Source organism: Deefgea tanakiae, from assembly GCF_019665765.1.
Taxonomy (GTDB): Bacteria; Pseudomonadota; Gammaproteobacteria; order Burkholderiales; family Chitinibacteraceae; genus Deefgea; species Deefgea tanakiae.
The window spans coordinates 3,021,359-3,037,658 of sequence record NZ_CP081150.1; the positions used below are offsets into that span (position 1 = coordinate 3,021,359).

General features: G+C 49.7%; 15 protein-coding genes and 1 tRNA gene. 5 read left to right on the forward strand and 11 right to left on the reverse strand.

Translation table 11 applies throughout. The features are described from left to right. Nucleotides 1-9: 9 nt before the first annotated feature. The 4 genes from K4H28_RS14090 to K4H28_RS14105 are packed head-to-tail and all read right to left on the reverse strand — an operon-like array spanning nucleotide 10 to nucleotide 3,525. Complete coding sequence (locus tag K4H28_RS14090) at nucleotides 10-780, reverse strand: ABC transporter permease (RefSeq protein ID WP_221005779.1); 771 nt, start codon at nucleotides 778-780, stop codon at nucleotides 10-12. Continuing rightward, nucleotides 770-1,660 (reverse strand): ABC transporter permease, encoded by an 891-nt coding sequence (locus tag K4H28_RS14095; RefSeq protein ID WP_221005780.1) that lies wholly within the window; start codon nucleotides 1,658-1,660, stop codon nucleotides 770-772. The genes K4H28_RS14090 and K4H28_RS14095 overlap by 11 nt, the downstream gene beginning before the upstream one ends. Next, complete coding sequence (locus K4H28_RS14100) at nucleotides 1,657-2,466, reverse strand: alkaline phosphatase family protein (RefSeq protein ID WP_221005781.1); 810 nt, start codon at nucleotides 2,464-2,466, stop codon at nucleotides 1,657-1,659. The genes K4H28_RS14095 and K4H28_RS14100 overlap by 4 nt, the downstream gene beginning before the upstream one ends. A gap of 9 nt (nucleotides 2,467-2,475) precedes the next feature. Beyond that, nucleotides 2,476-3,525, reverse strand: coding sequence for an ABC transporter substrate-binding protein (locus K4H28_RS14105; protein WP_221005782.1), 1,050 nt, complete (start codon nucleotides 3,523-3,525; stop codon nucleotides 2,476-2,478). Nucleotides 3,526-3,817: 292 nt separating this feature from the next. Between K4H28_RS14105 and K4H28_RS14110 the strand changes: the two genes are divergently transcribed. Together K4H28_RS14110 and K4H28_RS14115 are read left to right on the forward strand one after the other, a co-directional pair. After that, the gene (locus K4H28_RS14110; RefSeq protein ID WP_255573546.1) at nucleotides 3,818-4,564 is read left to right on the forward strand and encodes a UTRA domain-containing protein; all 747 of its coding nucleotides are present in this window, start codon (nucleotides 3,818-3,820) and stop codon (nucleotides 4,562-4,564) included. An 851-nt stretch (nucleotides 4,565-5,415) separates the two neighbouring features. Beyond that, nucleotides 5,416-5,688 (forward strand): BPSL0761 family protein, encoded by a 273-nt coding sequence (locus K4H28_RS14115; RefSeq protein ID WP_221005784.1) that lies wholly within the window; start codon nucleotides 5,416-5,418, stop codon nucleotides 5,686-5,688. 194 nt (nucleotides 5,689-5,882) lie between these two features. Here K4H28_RS14115 and K4H28_RS14120 read toward each other — a convergent pair whose 3' ends face one another. Together K4H28_RS14120 and K4H28_RS14125 are read right to left on the reverse strand one after the other, a co-directional pair. Next, nucleotides 5,883-7,280 carry a HipA domain-containing protein gene (locus tag K4H28_RS14120; RefSeq protein WP_221005785.1) on the reverse strand — a complete coding sequence of 466 codons (1,398 nt, stop codon included), beginning with the start codon at nucleotides 7,278-7,280 and terminating at the stop codon, nucleotides 5,883-5,885. Beyond that, entirely contained in the window at nucleotides 7,280-7,525 is a 246-nt protein-coding gene (locus tag K4H28_RS14125; RefSeq protein ID WP_221005786.1) for a hypothetical protein, read from the reverse strand. The genes K4H28_RS14120 and K4H28_RS14125 overlap by 1 nt, the downstream gene beginning before the upstream one ends. A gap of 571 nt (nucleotides 7,526-8,096) precedes the next feature. Between K4H28_RS14125 and K4H28_RS14130 the strand changes: the two genes are divergently transcribed. After that, nucleotides 8,097-8,172 (forward strand) — tRNA-Met (locus tag K4H28_RS14130). 237 nt (nucleotides 8,173-8,409) lie between these two features. Here K4H28_RS14130 and K4H28_RS14135 read toward each other — a convergent pair. Both K4H28_RS14135 and K4H28_RS14140 read right to left on the reverse strand, forming a co-directional pair. Beyond that, the gene (locus K4H28_RS14135; RefSeq protein WP_221005787.1) at nucleotides 8,410-8,613 is read right to left on the reverse strand and encodes a transposase domain-containing protein; all 204 of its coding nucleotides are present in this window, start codon (nucleotides 8,611-8,613) and stop codon (nucleotides 8,410-8,412) included. 179 nt (nucleotides 8,614-8,792) lie between these two features. Next, entirely contained in the window at nucleotides 8,793-9,149 is a 357-nt protein-coding gene (locus tag K4H28_RS14140; RefSeq protein ID WP_221005788.1) for a BON domain-containing protein, read from the reverse strand. Nucleotides 9,150-9,394: 245 nt separating this feature from the next. Between K4H28_RS14140 and nudC the strand changes: the two genes are divergently transcribed. Beyond that, on the forward strand, nucleotides 9,395-10,204 hold the full coding sequence (gene nudC / locus K4H28_RS14145; protein WP_221005789.1) for an NAD(+) diphosphatase: 810 nt from the start codon (nucleotides 9,395-9,397) through the stop codon (nucleotides 10,202-10,204). 94 nt (nucleotides 10,205-10,298) lie between these two features. Here nudC and K4H28_RS14150 read toward each other — a convergent pair whose 3' ends face one another. After that, complete coding sequence (locus tag K4H28_RS14150) at nucleotides 10,299-11,465, reverse strand: benzoate/H(+) symporter BenE family transporter (protein WP_221005790.1); 1,167 nt, start codon at nucleotides 11,463-11,465, stop codon at nucleotides 10,299-10,301. Nucleotides 11,466-11,812: 347 nt separating this feature from the next. Here K4H28_RS14150 and K4H28_RS14155 point away from each other — a divergent pair, with 347 nt between their 5' ends. Next, nucleotides 11,813-12,712 carry a DMT family transporter gene (locus tag K4H28_RS14155; RefSeq protein WP_255573547.1) on the forward strand — a complete coding sequence of 300 codons (900 nt, stop codon included), beginning with the start codon at nucleotides 11,813-11,815 and terminating at the stop codon, nucleotides 12,710-12,712. Nucleotides 12,713-12,758: 46 nt separating this feature from the next. Here the strand turns inward: K4H28_RS14155 and K4H28_RS14160 are convergent, their stop codons facing one another. Continuing rightward, the gene (locus K4H28_RS14160; RefSeq protein ID WP_221005791.1) at nucleotides 12,759-14,519 is read right to left on the reverse strand and encodes an SIS domain-containing protein; all 1,761 of its coding nucleotides are present in this window, start codon (nucleotides 14,517-14,519) and stop codon (nucleotides 12,759-12,761) included. A 72-nt stretch (nucleotides 14,520-14,591) separates the two neighbouring features. Continuing rightward, complete coding sequence (locus K4H28_RS14165) at nucleotides 14,592-16,220, reverse strand: methyl-accepting chemotaxis protein (RefSeq protein WP_221005792.1); 1,629 nt, start codon at nucleotides 16,218-16,220, stop codon at nucleotides 14,592-14,594. Nucleotides 16,221-16,300 lie beyond the last annotated feature (80 nt).

The following is a 16,300-nucleotide window of genomic DNA, read 5'->3' on the forward strand; positions in this document are numbered from 1 at the left end:
TATGTCATCCTATTTGCTGAAACGGGCGGTGAGCCATGTCAGGAACAATGTGAACAGGAAGTAGCTCATGACGATGGCACTGGTGAAGTGGCCGCTCGTCTGACGCATGTTGTAGAGGTAGACCTGCAGGGTTTCGTAGTTGGAACCTGCTAGCAGGTTTGCAAACACGAAGTCTCCCAATAGGAAGGAAAACGCCAGGAACAGGGAAGCCATCAGGCCCTTGCGCAGGTTGGGCAGAATCACCAGCAAAAAGGCAATAGAGGTGCTGGCGCCTAGCAAATGTGCAGCATCCATCAGTTCGCGTACATTGATACTGCTCAGGCTGTTTGCCAGCGAGCGGTACATGAACGGCAGGGCGATGGTGAAATAGCAGCCAACTAGGATCCATGGCGTGCCGGTGATGTTCAGCGGCCCATCGGCATAGATGTTCAATAAACCCACCGAGGTCACCACTGGCGGCACCGCGAACGGAATCAGGATCAGTGCGTTCATCAGCTTGTCCAGTGCGGGAAAGTGGTAAAACACCACGAACACGGCCGGCACAATGATCAGCGTGCTCAGCAGCAGAGTGCCTAGGCACACCGCCAGCGAACGTCCGAAGGCGGCTAGGAAGGCGCTGTCCTGCCACAGCTGCAGATACCAAACCAGCGACAGGTCATCCGGCAGGATGGTGGCGCTCCAGTGTTCTGAGAACGAATACAACAAGGTGGCGAGCACCGGCACGGTTAGCAGCACGATCAGCATGGTGACCACGCCACGGTGATAGATATCAGCGCGCATGGCGAACTCCTTTCTTTAGTAGCCACTGGTTGACGATAGTGACAAGCAGCAACATCAGCATCAGCAAGACCGACAGTGCGGCGGCCATGTTCGGCTCCAGCAAGATGTCACCGGAAATCAGGCTGGCAATACGCACCGTGATCAAGTTGAAGTTGCCCTGCGTCAGCGCATAGGCACTGGCATAGGCGCCGATGGCATTGGCAAATAGCAGTATGAAGGTGCCGAAGATGGTCGGGGCCAGCACTGGCAGGCCGACGTAGTACCAGTACTGCCAGAGCTTGGCGCCCAGTAGTGAGGCGGCAGCCTGCCAGTCATCATCTAACGAATCGAATGCCGGATACAGCAACAGTACTCCCAGCGGAATCTGGAAGTAGGTGTAGATCAGGATCAAGCCGTTGCTGGAGTAGAGGCGGAGGCCCTCGATCAGACCCCACTTGCGCAGCAACAGGGTTAGTGCGCCATTGGTGCCTACCAGAATGATGAAGGCGAAGGCGAGAGGTACGCCGGTGAGGTTGCTGGTCATGTTGGTAATGGATACCACCAGTCGGCGCAACCGGCCAGAAATACGGCGCAACGACGCTGCCCCCAGTAGCGAAATCACCAGCCCGATAATGCTAGACCACACGGAAATGCGCAGGCTGTTGTCAAAGGCCTGGCGATAGAACGGTGACGACAGTATGTCGCTGTAGTTGGCCAGCGACAGGCCCTGCTCGCTCTGCACACTGTTGAGTAGCACCCACCCCATCGGCGCCAAGCAGAATAGGGTCAGCATGATGAAGAAAGGGAGCAGCAGCAGGGCCGCCGGCCAGTGCCGCCGCCAGCCGTGAGGCAGCAGTGGCACTGCCGCTTGGCTGCCAAGGGGGATCGAAGTAGTTTTCATGACAAAAGTAGTTCCGGTTGGTGCTGTTTTGTGTGGTCAAGTCCAAGCAGATCAGCGACAAGACCGCACAGCTCGGTCTGTTGCACACGGATATCCGGCTGTTTGCTGAAACGTTGGCCGATCACGAAAAGCGGTATTAGCCTTTCTTCAGGCAGCAGGCCGCCATGGCTGCCGTCTTGGTTCATGCCGTGATCACTGGTGACCAGCACTTGATAGCCTGCGGCTAACCATTTGGGCAGGTATTCGGCCAGTAGTTTGTCAAAGCGCCGTGCCGAATTACGATACTGTGCACTGTCGTAACCGTAGCGGTGTCCGGCCACGTCGGTCTCCATTGGGTGTACCAATAGCAAGTCTGGGTGGTGTTTCAATCGCAGTGCTTCTGCGTCCAGCAGTAAGTGGTCATCAGGGTAGTCCTCACCGTGGTAAAACACGCCATGCTGAATTGGTAGCTGGCTGTCGTCGGTGAAGCGGTCGCGCACGGCAACGTAAGGTGCTCGGTTGTATAGTTCTGCTATCCAGTGATAGGCCGCCGCGGCAGTGGTCAGACCAGCATCGCGAGCCATATGAAAAATACTTTGCTGGCTGGATGATGGGTTGGCGTAGTTGTGCACGATGCCGCTGTGCACGGGTGCCACGCCAGTGAAAATGCATTCATACAACGGGCGCGACAGCGATGGCAGTTCGCACCGTAGCTGATAGAGACCAGCCTGACCCGCCTCGCATAAGCCCTGTAGGTACCCCATGCCGTCATGGGCTACCTGCCAAGCTAGTCCGTCGATCAATATCAGAATTACCTTGCTGGTCATGGCCGTTCCTTATTGAATGTTCACCATGACCATTTCCTGCCATTGGCGCGGCAGCTTCTTGGTCGAGTCTTCCCAAGCGGCGAAGTCGCGGATCGGTTTGGCCGACAGGTACTGGCTGGCTGGCAGCAGTTTGGCCTGCACGTCAGCTGGGATTGCCACCTTGCTGCGGATTGGTCGGGCATAACCGCGTGCCAGATTGATCTGGCCGGCATCGCTCAGTACATATTCACGCACCAGCTTAGCCGCATTCGGGTTCTTGGCGTATTTGTTGATGATTGTGGTGTAGCCGGTGGTGACCGAGCCGTCGGTCGGAATGCTCACCGTGAAACGCTTGCTGTCGATGCGGTCGCGATAGCTCAGTGAAGTGAAGTCCCACAGGATGCCCACTTCGATCTCGCCCCTTTCCAGATTGGCTAGGCTCGGGTCGATCAGCGACAAGCGGCCCTGCTTGGCCAACTGGCTGAAGAGCTCCAGCGCCGGCTTCAGGTTTTTCTCGTTACCGCCACGCGCCAGCGCCGCCGCTAGTACAGCGCTGTTGGCACGGGCGGATACTCCCACGGCCCCCAACGTCACCTTGTATTTACCTTTTAGCAGGTCGTCCCAAGACTTGGGGGGCTCTTTCACTAACTGCTTGTTGGTAATGAAGGAAATGGTGCCGGTATAGGCTAGCACCCAGTGGCCGTCCTTATCCTTTGCCCAGGCAGGGATTTCGTCCCAGGTGCTGGGCTTGTATGGTTGGGTTAGCCCTTTTTGCAAGGCAATCGGACCAAAAGTGTGGCCTACATCGCCGATATCCGCGGTGGCATTGGTCTTCTCAGCCTCGAACTTAGCTAGCTCTTCAGCCGAGCTTATATCGGTGTCGCGGTGACTCAGGCCATATTTCTGGGTGATTTGCGCCCAAGTATCTTTCCAATTGGCCCAGTCATCTGGCATGCCCACGCTATACACAGCGCCTTCATTCTTGGCAGCCTGGATCAGGGAAGAGAGGTTCTCCGCATTGGCATGCGCCACACAGAGGCAGAGCGCACTAGATACGATGCTAACAAGTAAATTTCTCATGACATTTCCTTTGGTCTAGTCCAGATTTTAACGGCGAATGAACTTTAGCTCAGTGGCTTTCTGGGTGTCAATCTTGCCTTATGTTTTATTTGCATAATTAGTTACGTTTTTGTTGTGTTTATGTTTTTTAACTTGCTGATTATTATTGATAAAAAATTATTTACGGTTGTATGATTTTTCATGTAAATTCAGAAGGTGAATAGATGTTTTGTTGTCTTAGTTTGTCTTTGAAATTTCACTGTATTGTGATAAATTTGTCATCTATTTGAAATGTGGAGTAGTCCAATTGATCATGTTTGAACGTAACACCACTCTGGCTACGCAAATCAGGCAGTCGCTAGAGATGCAGATTGATAGCAAACTACTGGTCGCGGGCACCAAACTGCCATCTGAGCGAGAGCTTTCCGAGCTGTTCGATACCACGCGGACAACAGTCAAAGAAGCACTGCTGGCGATGGAGGCTGAAGGGCGTATTTATTGTGAAGACCGCCGCGGCTGGTTTGTCGCCCCTCCCAGGCTGGTATACAACCCCCTGTACCGCTCTCCCTTTCACCAGATAGTTACCGAACAGAAACGGCAGCTGGAAACACTAGTGTTGTCATCGCGAACCATTGTGGCGACACCGGCACTGTGCCAAGAGTTGGCCTTGCCAACTCTATCGCGGATAACCGAGGTCACGCGGCTACGCAAGCTGGATGGGCGCGTGGTACTACTGGCTAGGCACTTTTTGAAGCCTGAGCGCTTTCCCGGCATTTTGGAGCACGATCTAAGCCAGTCATTGACCTCTCTTTACGAGCAGCAATATGGTGTGCGTTATGGCCGCTCCCGATTCGAAATCAATCCCACAGCCGCGTGGGGTGAGGTGGCGCAGGCGCTGATGCTGGCCGAAGGCAGTCCGATTTTGTTGATTTCCTGCGTCAACTATGACCAATATGGCGAGATTATCGATTGTGACTATGAGTACTGGCGTCACGATGCTGTACGGATTTTGGTTGATAGCCAGGAGTTAGAGCGAATGAAGGCAAATGCGTTGATTTGACACATGACTCACTGTGCAGCTTTTAAGAGAAGAAAATTGGCTTCTAGATTAGTTTCGCTCCTGGCGCGAGTGCAGTATGGATATTCCAGAAGATGGCAGATGTAGAGGAGGGACTGACTTTAAAAGCAGCTTTAACATTTAGGGGCGTGATCGTAGATAGCACAAGTCATACCGAGGTTTACTGCTAAATATAGATACTAAAGCTGATGAAATAATCTACCAAAAATGATGCTTGAGATGTCCGTTAAGGCCGAAGTGTAGATGCCGAAGGTTGAAAAACAAGAGGCTGCTAACCATCTGGTAGCTGCCTTCATCAGTTCAAGCTCAAGTCAGAATGTCCGGCCTAGTCAATCAAAACCCCTGAACCCAAGGCAGCAAGAATTCTGGGTACCAGCACGTATAAAACAAATACGAGTAAAGTGACTGTTTATAAGCAGCGGAGGAACCCGAAAAAAAGCACCACGATTTAAGCCATATAAAACAATGACTTGCACTTATTTTTATTTATGATCACGTTACGTTTAAGGTGACGGTTTATAGGCAGCTCTGGAGTTAAAAAAGAAAATAATAAAATAAATCCATATGAAACAATAGCTTGCGGTTCATCTGATTGTTTAATATGTTAAGGCGCAATGAATGTTCTGAACTCATGCCAGAAGTGTGTCGCCGAGGCCGGTGCGTGTGAATGCAAATCCAAGGCAATGAAGATGCTTTGGACTTGGCAATAAGACAGAGAGCTACTGGCAATTACTAACAATCGTTTAAAACCCTACCCGCAACCATTCTGGTCACTTTGAATTGATCATACACGTTCAGACCAAATAACTGCTTACCTGTAAGGATGAATTTCAATGACCATGCCACATGAACGTACATTATCGATGTTGAAAACACTGGAACTGCTCAATGAACTTGCGAATAGAGCCGATATTCATATTCCAGAAGAAATTAGAATTCGAGCTCAGCGATTGATTCGCCATTTTCCTCGTGGTCGAGAAGTTAAACTCCTAGCTGTATACATGGAACAGAACATTGCGGCCCCCCAATTATTTTGCAGCACAGAACCAGGGAACAGCAAAAGTCTTGAATCAGCATTCTTATGTGTTAAAAAGCTTGATTACTAAAAATATCTAGCGGTTTTAGATATATCTAAATTCCCTAGATATTTTTAGATATGTGAGTGCTTCAATGATTTTGCATTGTGCCGGCTTTCCAACCGAATTTGCCAAAAGACCTCGGTATTCTCAATGGTCTTCAGTGCTCTTTTGCTTTTCGGAGGACAAATCTTTGTAATTTATTGTCGCCCCAAGACTAAACTTTAGCCGTTAAGCGCTCCCCCTAGAGCCTTCCGTAACTGGTCTACTGTCTGACGAAAACCATCCACGTCTGGCCGTTTTAGGCGACGATCCTCACTGGGGGCCATCGTCAACAAATCAGCGGCAGCATCGGCATAATCTTTAGTGACCTCAAGCGCAGTGCAAATCCAATCGCGAGCCATTTTTACTGAAATGTCGCCGTTTTTAGCATATTGCAGTACGCGTTGATTCAGGTCTTCTGGCGTGTCACCTGATGTTGTGTATGGCATGGCTTGTCCATTGGCCAGTATTTGCTCTACACCACCGACGCCCGCAAAACTCAGCGCAGATAATAGGTCATGGTTTTTTCGGAAGTGCCGATAGGCTCGCATAGGTGCAGGATCAAACACTGGCGCCAGTTGCGCAGTTCCCGCACTGCCAATCAAGGCGAAGTTTTCTGAATGCAAATCGCCATTTCCCGTTGCAAGCGCCATCACCAAACGCTGAAAAAGACCATATTTGGCTGAGCGGACATCCCCAACCAGACCGGTTTCAACCACCTTAAACAAGGTTTCCATCGATCCATCTGTTCGCTCATGATATTTGCTGCGTGCGCCCGTTCGAAGGAGCGTAAAGAACGACTCTTGCGGTAGGGGTAGACCCTTTTCCGTACGGTCATATCTTGAGAGTACTAGCGAGGCGATTTCGCCGTGTTCTGCACGAATGTTCTTGTATTGCCAGTTAGGCACCTCTAGCCCCGCAGCTCGATGTAATTCGAGTGCCAAGCTCTCTAGAGCCAACACGCATGGATAGTCAGGAGGTTCGATTTTGACCATAACCGGATGATGGTCGAGAGACGTAAATAGCTTTGGCATCATGCCCGATACGCCCGAGACCTGAATTTTCCCGATCATTTCGGCAAGATGATCTTCGGCAGCTTGGTTGGTAAAACCGTCTCGCAGACAAGCCCACAATGCCTTGGCATCATCCAACTTGAGTATGCTCGATTCTGGTGAGGCGTAATATCGATGCGCAGCAGCATCATCCAAGAATACATCTAGATGGCCTATGCCCCCAGCCCCAAAATGCGTCAGCAGCAACCATTCCTGCTCAATCGGTAACCGACCAATTCTTGGTATACCTTGCTGATCAAGCAGCCTGTACATTAACTTGCGGATAGGAGATGAGTGAATTTGGGGTGGGAGTAATGCTTGTAGTTGTGGCGGCAATTCACTATCCAGTGCTCGCGACCATACCCACTCAGTTTCACCAGCCAAATCATGGAGCATGCTAAAGCCAGGCATAGCCATGCCATCATGGTGTCGAGTGATGCGTAGCTCGATCGGAGTTAAAACCATATCCGCTAGTTTACGTGGTGCACCACCTATTCTGCTCCAGATCACACCATATAAGTCTGCCATCAGAACAAACTTCCTTCATTTAGCTTTTTAGCCAGCTGACTCTGCTTGGGTGTCAAACTCAATGTTAAGCCACACACTGCGGCTAGCTTTTCTAGGCTATCAATATTCATCACGCCACGACGGTACGCACGTGACATTACCGTGGGCAAAAGACCTGCTTGGCTGGCTAGCTCGGCTTTATTGAGTCCTTTCCGAGCCGCTTCTGCGTAAATATGGTCAAGTAACTGTTGCGTAATTGTTTGCATTTTTGCTCATTAATTTTGATATCACTTTGATTATGTGCACATATGCAAATTCAATCAAGATATTCAGCTTGTGACTTGACAACAATATTCCGCGAACACCTAAACACTCTTTACCAAGTACAAATAATAGGATGCTATCCACCCCTCACTAGCTTTAAAAATAAATCTGAGCCGGACCACTTTGGGGATATGACTCAAAACATCAGTGCAAACAGGCTCTCGCTAAAGTGTTTTTTGGATGAAGGTCGTAATAGGGTAGGATGCTCAGATAATTTAAAAAGTTACATTTTTTGTTGGCTTGGACTTTCTGGTTCTACAGTGCTAAAGTTGATGTAACGTTAGATGTGCTCTAAGTCCTTGTATATTAATGATATGCATATTTTATATCGCGATATTTCTCAATTTATGCATATTAATGTCACTCAAAAAATTGATGCTCATAACCCGAAGGTCACAGGTTCGAGTCCTGTTCCCGCAACCAAAACCACCAAAAATCAATCATTTAGCTGTGACGTTGATGATTATCTTTGGGAATTTATTGCTTAGCATTTGGTAATAAATTTTGTACAGACGCGGGATGGAGCAGTTGGCAGCTCGTCGGGCTCATAACCCGAAGGTCACAGGTTCGAGTCCTGTTCCCGCAACCAAAAATGAAAAAACCTAGGTCTTAAGCCTAGGTTTTTTTTCGTCTTGAATTTATTGATTTGGGCACAGAAACCAATACCATAAATTGCCTCTAAATGACGGCAATAGATCTCACGCACCTTCGCCAACACTCGTGCACCCTAATAAAATCAAGGCTCCCAAGACACACAATTGCAACGTGTCATGGGGGCCTTTTACATTTGGCGGTCAGTCGTGTTGGCACTTGTCCGTCGCTCTAGCTAGTCATTTTCTGATTTGGGCACTACCTCGGGAATGTACTCAAACAAATCTTCAACTCGACATCCAAAATAAGCGCATCGTGAGCGCACTATTAGCAATGCAGGGGTTGGGCGAAATAAAGCGAGTGAGATGACGAGCCAAATGACTTGTTCAGCGGGCATTTTTCGGCTTCGAATCGTGGCTATGCCAGTGGCGGCAAGCACCTAAGCGATCCATTTAACATCAATGGCAGACGCGAGAATGGCAAAGTCCTACTCATTATTGAAATTGAATGCATTGAATGGGCGTAAAAGTGAAGATGGTGCATAAAAAATGCCGCTCACTTGGCTTAAGTGAACGGCATTACAGCCTGGGCTGTCTTTTTTGCTGGGCCAAATTCAAATTAATTTTTTGGCATAATGTTGTTGTTTACAAACTGAACGCCTTTCACTTTCTCGGCGATCATACCGGCTTGAGCCATTTGCTCACCAGTATCAACAGTACCATCGATGGTCACATCTACTTTGCTCGGATCTTTCTTGTCGTTCGCGCCTTTAACTTTCAGATCAAACGCTTTCAATTTTGCATCTGCATCCAAAGCGGCTTTAACAGTCTTCGCAACCGCAGCAGCATCAGCTGCTGGTTTTGCAGCAGGCGCTGCAGGTGCAGGCGCTGCGGCTTTTTTCTCTGGTGCAGAGCTGCAAGCCGTTGATAGCACAGCGACAGTCAATAAAGTGGCAATCAGGCTAATTTGTTTCATGTTTTCACTCATCTGTTGAATTAAAAAATCAGCCCTTTGCTGGGGGCTTTAATGCGTCTGATTCTAAGAGGAATACATTACAGAATTGTTTAAATTCAATGACAAACGAAAATCAATTTATTTTGCGACATTTTCCGAGCTGAACTCGCCACAGGCAGCTATTTTTTATCCTTGCTGCGAAAAAATAGGAATGGTTTAATCGATGCTCTTTTTTAAAATGCCATACTCAAGGCATGAGGCTTTTTATGCTGCCAATGGCATTCACTCCTGCCCACAATACAACAACGTATCTGTCTGAAGACAATATTATTATTGGCATTCACGGCAATACACTACTTCTATGTCAAGACACATTAGCCAGTGCTACGGCACTGCAGTCCATCGGCAGCCCCCAATACCAACTTAATATTGGCCAACTCGATACACAAATGGTGCAAATGGCTTTTTGGGATGAGACCACGCCCTTGCCAAGCCATATCACGCCCCTCGATTTACGGGCTAGTTTTGATGTGATTGGTGAAACGCTGTGGGCGCTGGCGGGAAGAGCGTTTCAAATTGCGACGTTTTATCGCACGCATCGTTTTTGCGGTGTTTGCGGCGCGCCCACTGTCCCTCTTGAGCACGAAGCCGCTTGCGAATGCACCGCCTGCGGGCATCGAGTTTGGCCGCGTGTTTCGCCAGCGGTAATGGTGTTAATTCAACGTGGTCGTGAGATTTTGTTGGCACGCTCGCCGCATTTCCGAGAAGGCATGTACAGCGCGGTAGCTGGCTTTGTTGAGCCTGGCGAGAGTTTGGAGCAATGCGCGCATCGTGAAGTGCTGGAAGAAGTCGGAGTAACCATCAGCAATCTACGCTGGTTTTCTAGCCAAAGCTGGGCGTTTCCACATTCCTTGATGCTGACTTTTTTTGCCGATTATGTTTCCGGCGAGATTGTCTGCCAGCCCGATGAAATCGAAGATGCGCGTTGGTTTAGCCCCGATGATTTGCCAACGCTACCGGGCAAAAACAGTATCGCCTACCGTTTATTAATGGCTGGATTGAAAGAAAATCCGTAAACGATGCAACCATCACTGATGCTGACAAACGACTGGGCAGCGCTCTGAAAATTACGGATGTTTCAATAAGCAGAGCGCTACCGTGATGAACGAATTAGTTACTTTTTTTATGCATCACCAGTGCCATCACAGCACCAGCGATCAAGCCCCAAAATGCCGAGCCGATGCCAAATAGCGTTAAACCTGAAGCGGTCACCAGAAAAGTCATCATCGCCGCTTCACGCTGCGCCTCATCGCGCATCGCCAGTGCCAATCCATTCCCAATAATATTCACCAAAGCCAAACCCGCCACCACCAGCACCAGCTCACGCGGAAAAGCGGCAAATAGCGCTGCCACGGTAGCACCAAATAAACCAATCAGCACATAAAACACGCCAGCGGCAACGGCGGCGACATAGCGTTTGGTCGCATCCTCACACGCGTCTTTGCCCATGCAAATCGCAGCGGTAATCGCGGCTAAATTGATCGCAAATGCGCCAAATGGCGCAAGCAGCACCGTGGTGATACCGGTTGTGGTGATAATCGGAGAAATGGGCGGCTTATAGCCATTGGCGCGCAGCACCGTCACACCCGGCACATTTTGCGAGGCCATCGTCACCATAAACAGCGGTAATGCCACGCTGGCGATGCTACTAAGGGTAAACACGGGCGTCGTCCAGACTGGCATCGCGAACTCAAGCACAATACCCTCTAGGTGTAATGAGCCCTGCGCCCCGGCGATAAGCAATCCGCAGAGCAATACTCCAACAATCGCGTAACGCGGTTTAAAGCGGCGCAGGAATAAATACGCGACGATCATGCCACCCGCCAAAACAAACTGAGTTTGCAAAGCAGTGAATGCACCCAAACCAAAACGCAGCAGCACGCCTGCCAACATTGCCGACGCAATTCCTTGTGGAATCCGCTGCATCGCACGCTCAAACCAGCCCGTTACCCCCATCAGCACAATCAACAAACCCGATACGATAAATGCGCCAATCGCTTCAGGCATTGTCACACCGGCAACTCCCGTAACCAGTAGTGCCGCGCCCGGCGTCGACCATGCGGTGACCACGGGTACACGGTAGCGCAATGACAAGCCGATGCACGTCAGCCCCATCGCCAAACCGAGCGCCCACATCCATGAAGCGATTTCGGTTGGTGTTGCATGCAGCGCTTGCGCGGCTTGAAACACGATTACCGCCGAACTGGTAAATCCCACCAAAACGGTCACAAACCCCGCCACCACAGCCGACATCGACACATCACGCCAGAACGACATTGCGTATCCTCACAATTTTTAGAATCACCATTGTGCTGGCTGCCGCGCCACGCGGCAATCTAGCATCGCAGAAAATGGATGGTGCACGACAACATTTGGTTACATACCCAAGGGTTGACGCAAAGCTGACATGCACGGCATGATGAAGTCATGACACTCAATACCACGCCAATTTTCATTTCGACTTTAGCCAAGCTGCTCGCCTGGCCCTTACTCGCGCCTGCGCGGTAAACGTCGATTTGGCGTTGCTACCGCGGGAAGCGAATCCGGCGGTGGCAATCCCTCCTCTTGTATTCCTCCCGCACTCATCGGCCTACCGGCCGCGCGTTATGATGGAGGATGACCCCTTGAATTCAGCAAAATCAATTCGTACTGGCGTTTTGCTCGCTGGCTTTGCCGCCACTGGCTTTGCCATGAAAGGCATTTTTATTAAGCTCGCTTTTGTCCACGGCGTGGATGCGGTGACCTTATTGATGCAGCGGCTTATTTTTACGATTGCTCTGCTGTGGATGGTGCGCTTATGGCGCGTCTCTCGCCTTGCCCACGATGAGCAGGAAACGCCAATATCGACGTCGGATAAGCTAAAAATTTTGGGTCTTGGACTGCTTGGGTATTATTTAGCCAGTGTGCTGGATTTTATTGGCCTTGAGACCGTCAGCGCCAGCTTGGAACGCTTGATTTTATGCCTTTATCCGGCGTTCACCGTCTTGTTCGTATCATGGTTTAGCGGCACACCGATTGCACCACGAATTAAACGCGCTTTGCCACTCACCTATTTGGGGATGATCTTAGTGCTCGCTCCAGAATTGACTAACGCGCACGCCGACTGGGCTGGGATTGGCTTTGTCGTCGCCAGTACCTTGGTCTTTTCTTTATATATGACGTGGAGCCCAGCGGTGATTGGCCGAGTGGGTTCGATGCGCTTTACGGAGTTGGCGTTAACGGTATCAGGTTGTGGGATCTTGGTGCACTGGCTCTTGAGCCACCCATTGAGCAGTATTCAGCAGCCACCTATCGTTTGGGGCTATGCGCTGATTATCGCGATTGTTTCCACAGTTTTGCCGGTGTATGCCATTACCGCTGCAATGCAGCGCATCGGCGCAAGTCGCACCGCCGTCATCGGCAGTTTTGGTCCCGTGCTGTCGATCATCATGAGTATGCAATTACTCAATGAAAGCCTGACTGCGATACAGTGGCTGGGTGCTGCTGTGGTGTTAGGTGGGGTCTGGTTAGTCGGGAAAAAATAAGTATTGCCCTACAGTCATTAATTAATAATGCCTGCAGGGCAATACATCATGCGAGCGTTGCTGTTTTTGCTTTGGCTAAATTGCGTGGCGCATCGATATCGTTACCACTAAATACCGCGCAGTAGTAAGCCAACATTTGCAGTGCCACGGTATAAATAATCGGGCTTAAATGATTTAAACCATTTGGCATCCGAATCACCGAAGTGCCTTCCACTGAGGCAATATTGCCGTTGGATAGAATGAAAATCTCACCCCGATTGGCGCGGACCGCCTTTAAATCATCGAGCATTTTTTGCGCTTGTAGATTCCACGGTAAACACACAATCACTGGCAATTCTTCATTCACCAAGGTGATGGGGCCATGCTTGAGCTCACCGGATGGGAACGCCACCGCGTGTTGATACGCGACCTCACGCAACTTAAACGCCCCTTCCATCGCGACGGGGTAATGCGCATTTCGACCAATCACAAATAGATTTTTCTTTCGATGTAGCATACCCGCCCAGCGGCGAATGTCTTTAGTGAGCTGCAAAGTTTCGGCGACTGCCGTCGGCAAGTCGAGCATTTCTTGCTGCGCAGCAGTGACTTGCTCTTTGCTTAACTCGCCGCGTGCTTCACCCAAGGTAAAAGCCAACACATACAACATCAACAATTGAGCGGTGAGTGATTTTGTCGCGCTGACCGATTGCTCTGCGCCCGAATGCGTCAGCAAGGAATGATCAACTAACGTTGTCAGCGTACTGCCCGGTGAATTACTTAAAGCAACAGTACGCGGCGAACCATTGATTTGCGCATGTTTGAGCGCCGCAATCGTATCGGCGGTTTCGCCAGACTGCGAAATCGCTACCACCAAGTCATAAGCATCAGGATGCACATCTCGATCGCTATATTCACTACTGAGACCGACCTGCACAGGGAGCCCTGCCAGCGTTTCAAACCAATAACTCGCCACCAAAGCCGCATGGTAGCTTGAGCCACACGCCAATAAAGTCACACTGCGAATGCCGGCTAATTTGCCACGCAAAGCCAGTGGTAGCGAAAATCCAGCCCCATATTTTTGCACCAAAATCGCCAAAGTCTCAGGCTGAGCTTCAATTTCTTCAAGCATATAATGCGGGATGCCTTGGCTTTTATTGACCGCTGGCATTTGCAGTGCTTGCTCTATGCCGTTCGGCAAAATAAGCATCGGGGCGCCCAAACCAAACCTCACCACATCGCCCGTATTCATCGCATACACTTGATTAGCGCGCTGGCGAATCAAACGTAAACTACTACAACAAATTTGCCTTAAGCCCGATTCCAATCCCACAAACAATGGACGCCCCAAGCAGGATGCGAACATAAACTGCGCGTGACCTTGCTGATGGCAAATATAGGACACATCACCTTTTAATTGGGCATTGCAAATGGCAATGGCCTCTAATAGCGTTGCGCCGTCATTGAGTTGCCGTACCAACACCGCTTCAACTAATTCACTTAGGTTCGACGCAATGCCGATGTCCAAACTACGCGCTAAATCGATATGATTGCTGCACAGCCCCATTGCAGTAACCACCAAGTGATGTTGTATCGTGCGGATCGCAGGATGTGGCTCATTACTGAGGCTTGCAATCAACCAATGACAATTCGCCGGTGGGAACACCAAACGCTGCACTGGCATCTGCAAAGCATAATGCCGCTGCACGATATCACCGTCATCTGCCTGAATCACATGCAAATGGCTGTTGCTGCTATTTAAAATCAATAAGCAATCGGATAAGGCAGGCAATACATTTTGTGGTGCAATATAAGCAATCAGTTCAGACATAAGCCATCCAAAATAAAAACACCACAACGAGTGATTTAATCGTTACTTAAAAACACGACTAGGAATAAACCCTTAAGCCACTTTAAACCGCTGCACGGTCGAGGATAGTTGCTCGGCCATTTGCTCTAATTGAATAATAGAGTCACCCATATTGCGTACCGAGACAGAGTTTTCCTCGGCCATTTGTGCGATTCGTTCGACATTCACCGCGATATCACGCGCCGCCGAACGCTGCTCTTGCATTTGCTCGGTGATGCCATGCACCGAATGAACTACTTCTAGGCTACGCTGATTAATCAAGCTGATGCTATCGCTTGCCTGTGTCGTTAATTGCAGACCATCCCCAACACGGCGACTACCGCTACTCATACGAACAACCGCATCCTGTGCACTGCTTTGAATATTGCCGACCATTTGCGTGATTTGGCTCGCCGATTGCGCTGTGCGCTCGGCCAATTTACGTACTTCATCGGCCACCACCGCAAAGCCGCGCCCCATATCACCAGCTCGAGCAGCTTCAATCGCAGCATTCAGCGCCAATAAATTGGTTTGATCTGCGACGTCTTTAATCACCACCACAATCGTGCCAATTTCATTGATATTGCGGCCCAGCTCAGTAATTTGATCTGACGCACTGCCAACCTCAGTTGAAATCGCTTGCATCTCACGGGCGGCGGCAGAAACATCTTTGCTGCCATTGCCAGCCAGCTCACCTGCACCTCTGGCTTTTTGTTCCACATCGAGCGTATTGTCTGCCACTTGATCCATACTGGTGCTCATTTCTTCGACTGCCGCCGCCATCGAACTTGCCGAAGACGACTGCTCATCCGAGCCCATCATAATTTGCTGAGACGCACTCGAAAGCGTCCGGGCTGAGCGTGTGACCGCTTCAGAATTATCACGAATCTGCCGGATAATCTGCGTTAAGTTATCCTGCATTTTTTTCAATGCGCTTTGCAATTTGCCCAATTCATCACTGCCAAACTGCACACCGTGCCAATCATGGCTTAAATCGCCCGCAGCAATTTTCTCTGCCACAGCACAGGCAGCAAACAAAGATTGCACCAATTTAGAAGCAATCAGCCATGCCAACACCAAACCCAACACAATCGCAAAAATACTAACCATCGCAATCACACTAAATGCACCATTCGCACTGCTAAGCGCGGTCATTTTGCCTTCATCCATCGCTTGGCCTTGCTGTTTGGCAAGCTGCAACAGCGCATCGCGATAAGCATTACTTACAGTGGCGTATTCGGTATTGATAAAGTGAGCGCCGGTAGTGCGATCAAGCGTCAATTGGGTAAGTAGTTTTTCTTTTTTTACATCCATCGCCACATTGGCGTTGACCACTTCAGTCAATAAACCTTGTGCACTGGGGTCATTGGCCAGCATATTTTTTAGTTCAATCAGCTTAGCTTCTTCATTAGGGCCCTGTTTTTTTAGCTCGGCGACCAGATTGTCGGTGTCAGTTAAGGTTTCGGCTAAGACGGCATTACGCAGCGAAATATCGGTTTGGTAAGCCATTGCAATAAGCTGATTCAATTGAACAACTACGGGGTAGCGCTGTTCTACAAGCTGAGCCACATTGCTTCGTAAACCATTTAGGCTCAATAAAGCAACCACTGCGACGACCGCCAATAGCGAGAGAACCAAACCAAAACCGGCTAAAAGCCGTGTTTTCACGCCCCAATTATTCATATCAAACCCTTTGTATACGTATTTGTGACAGTACTTACAACCATAGAAGACCTATACTATCTCAACAAGCTTCATTCACG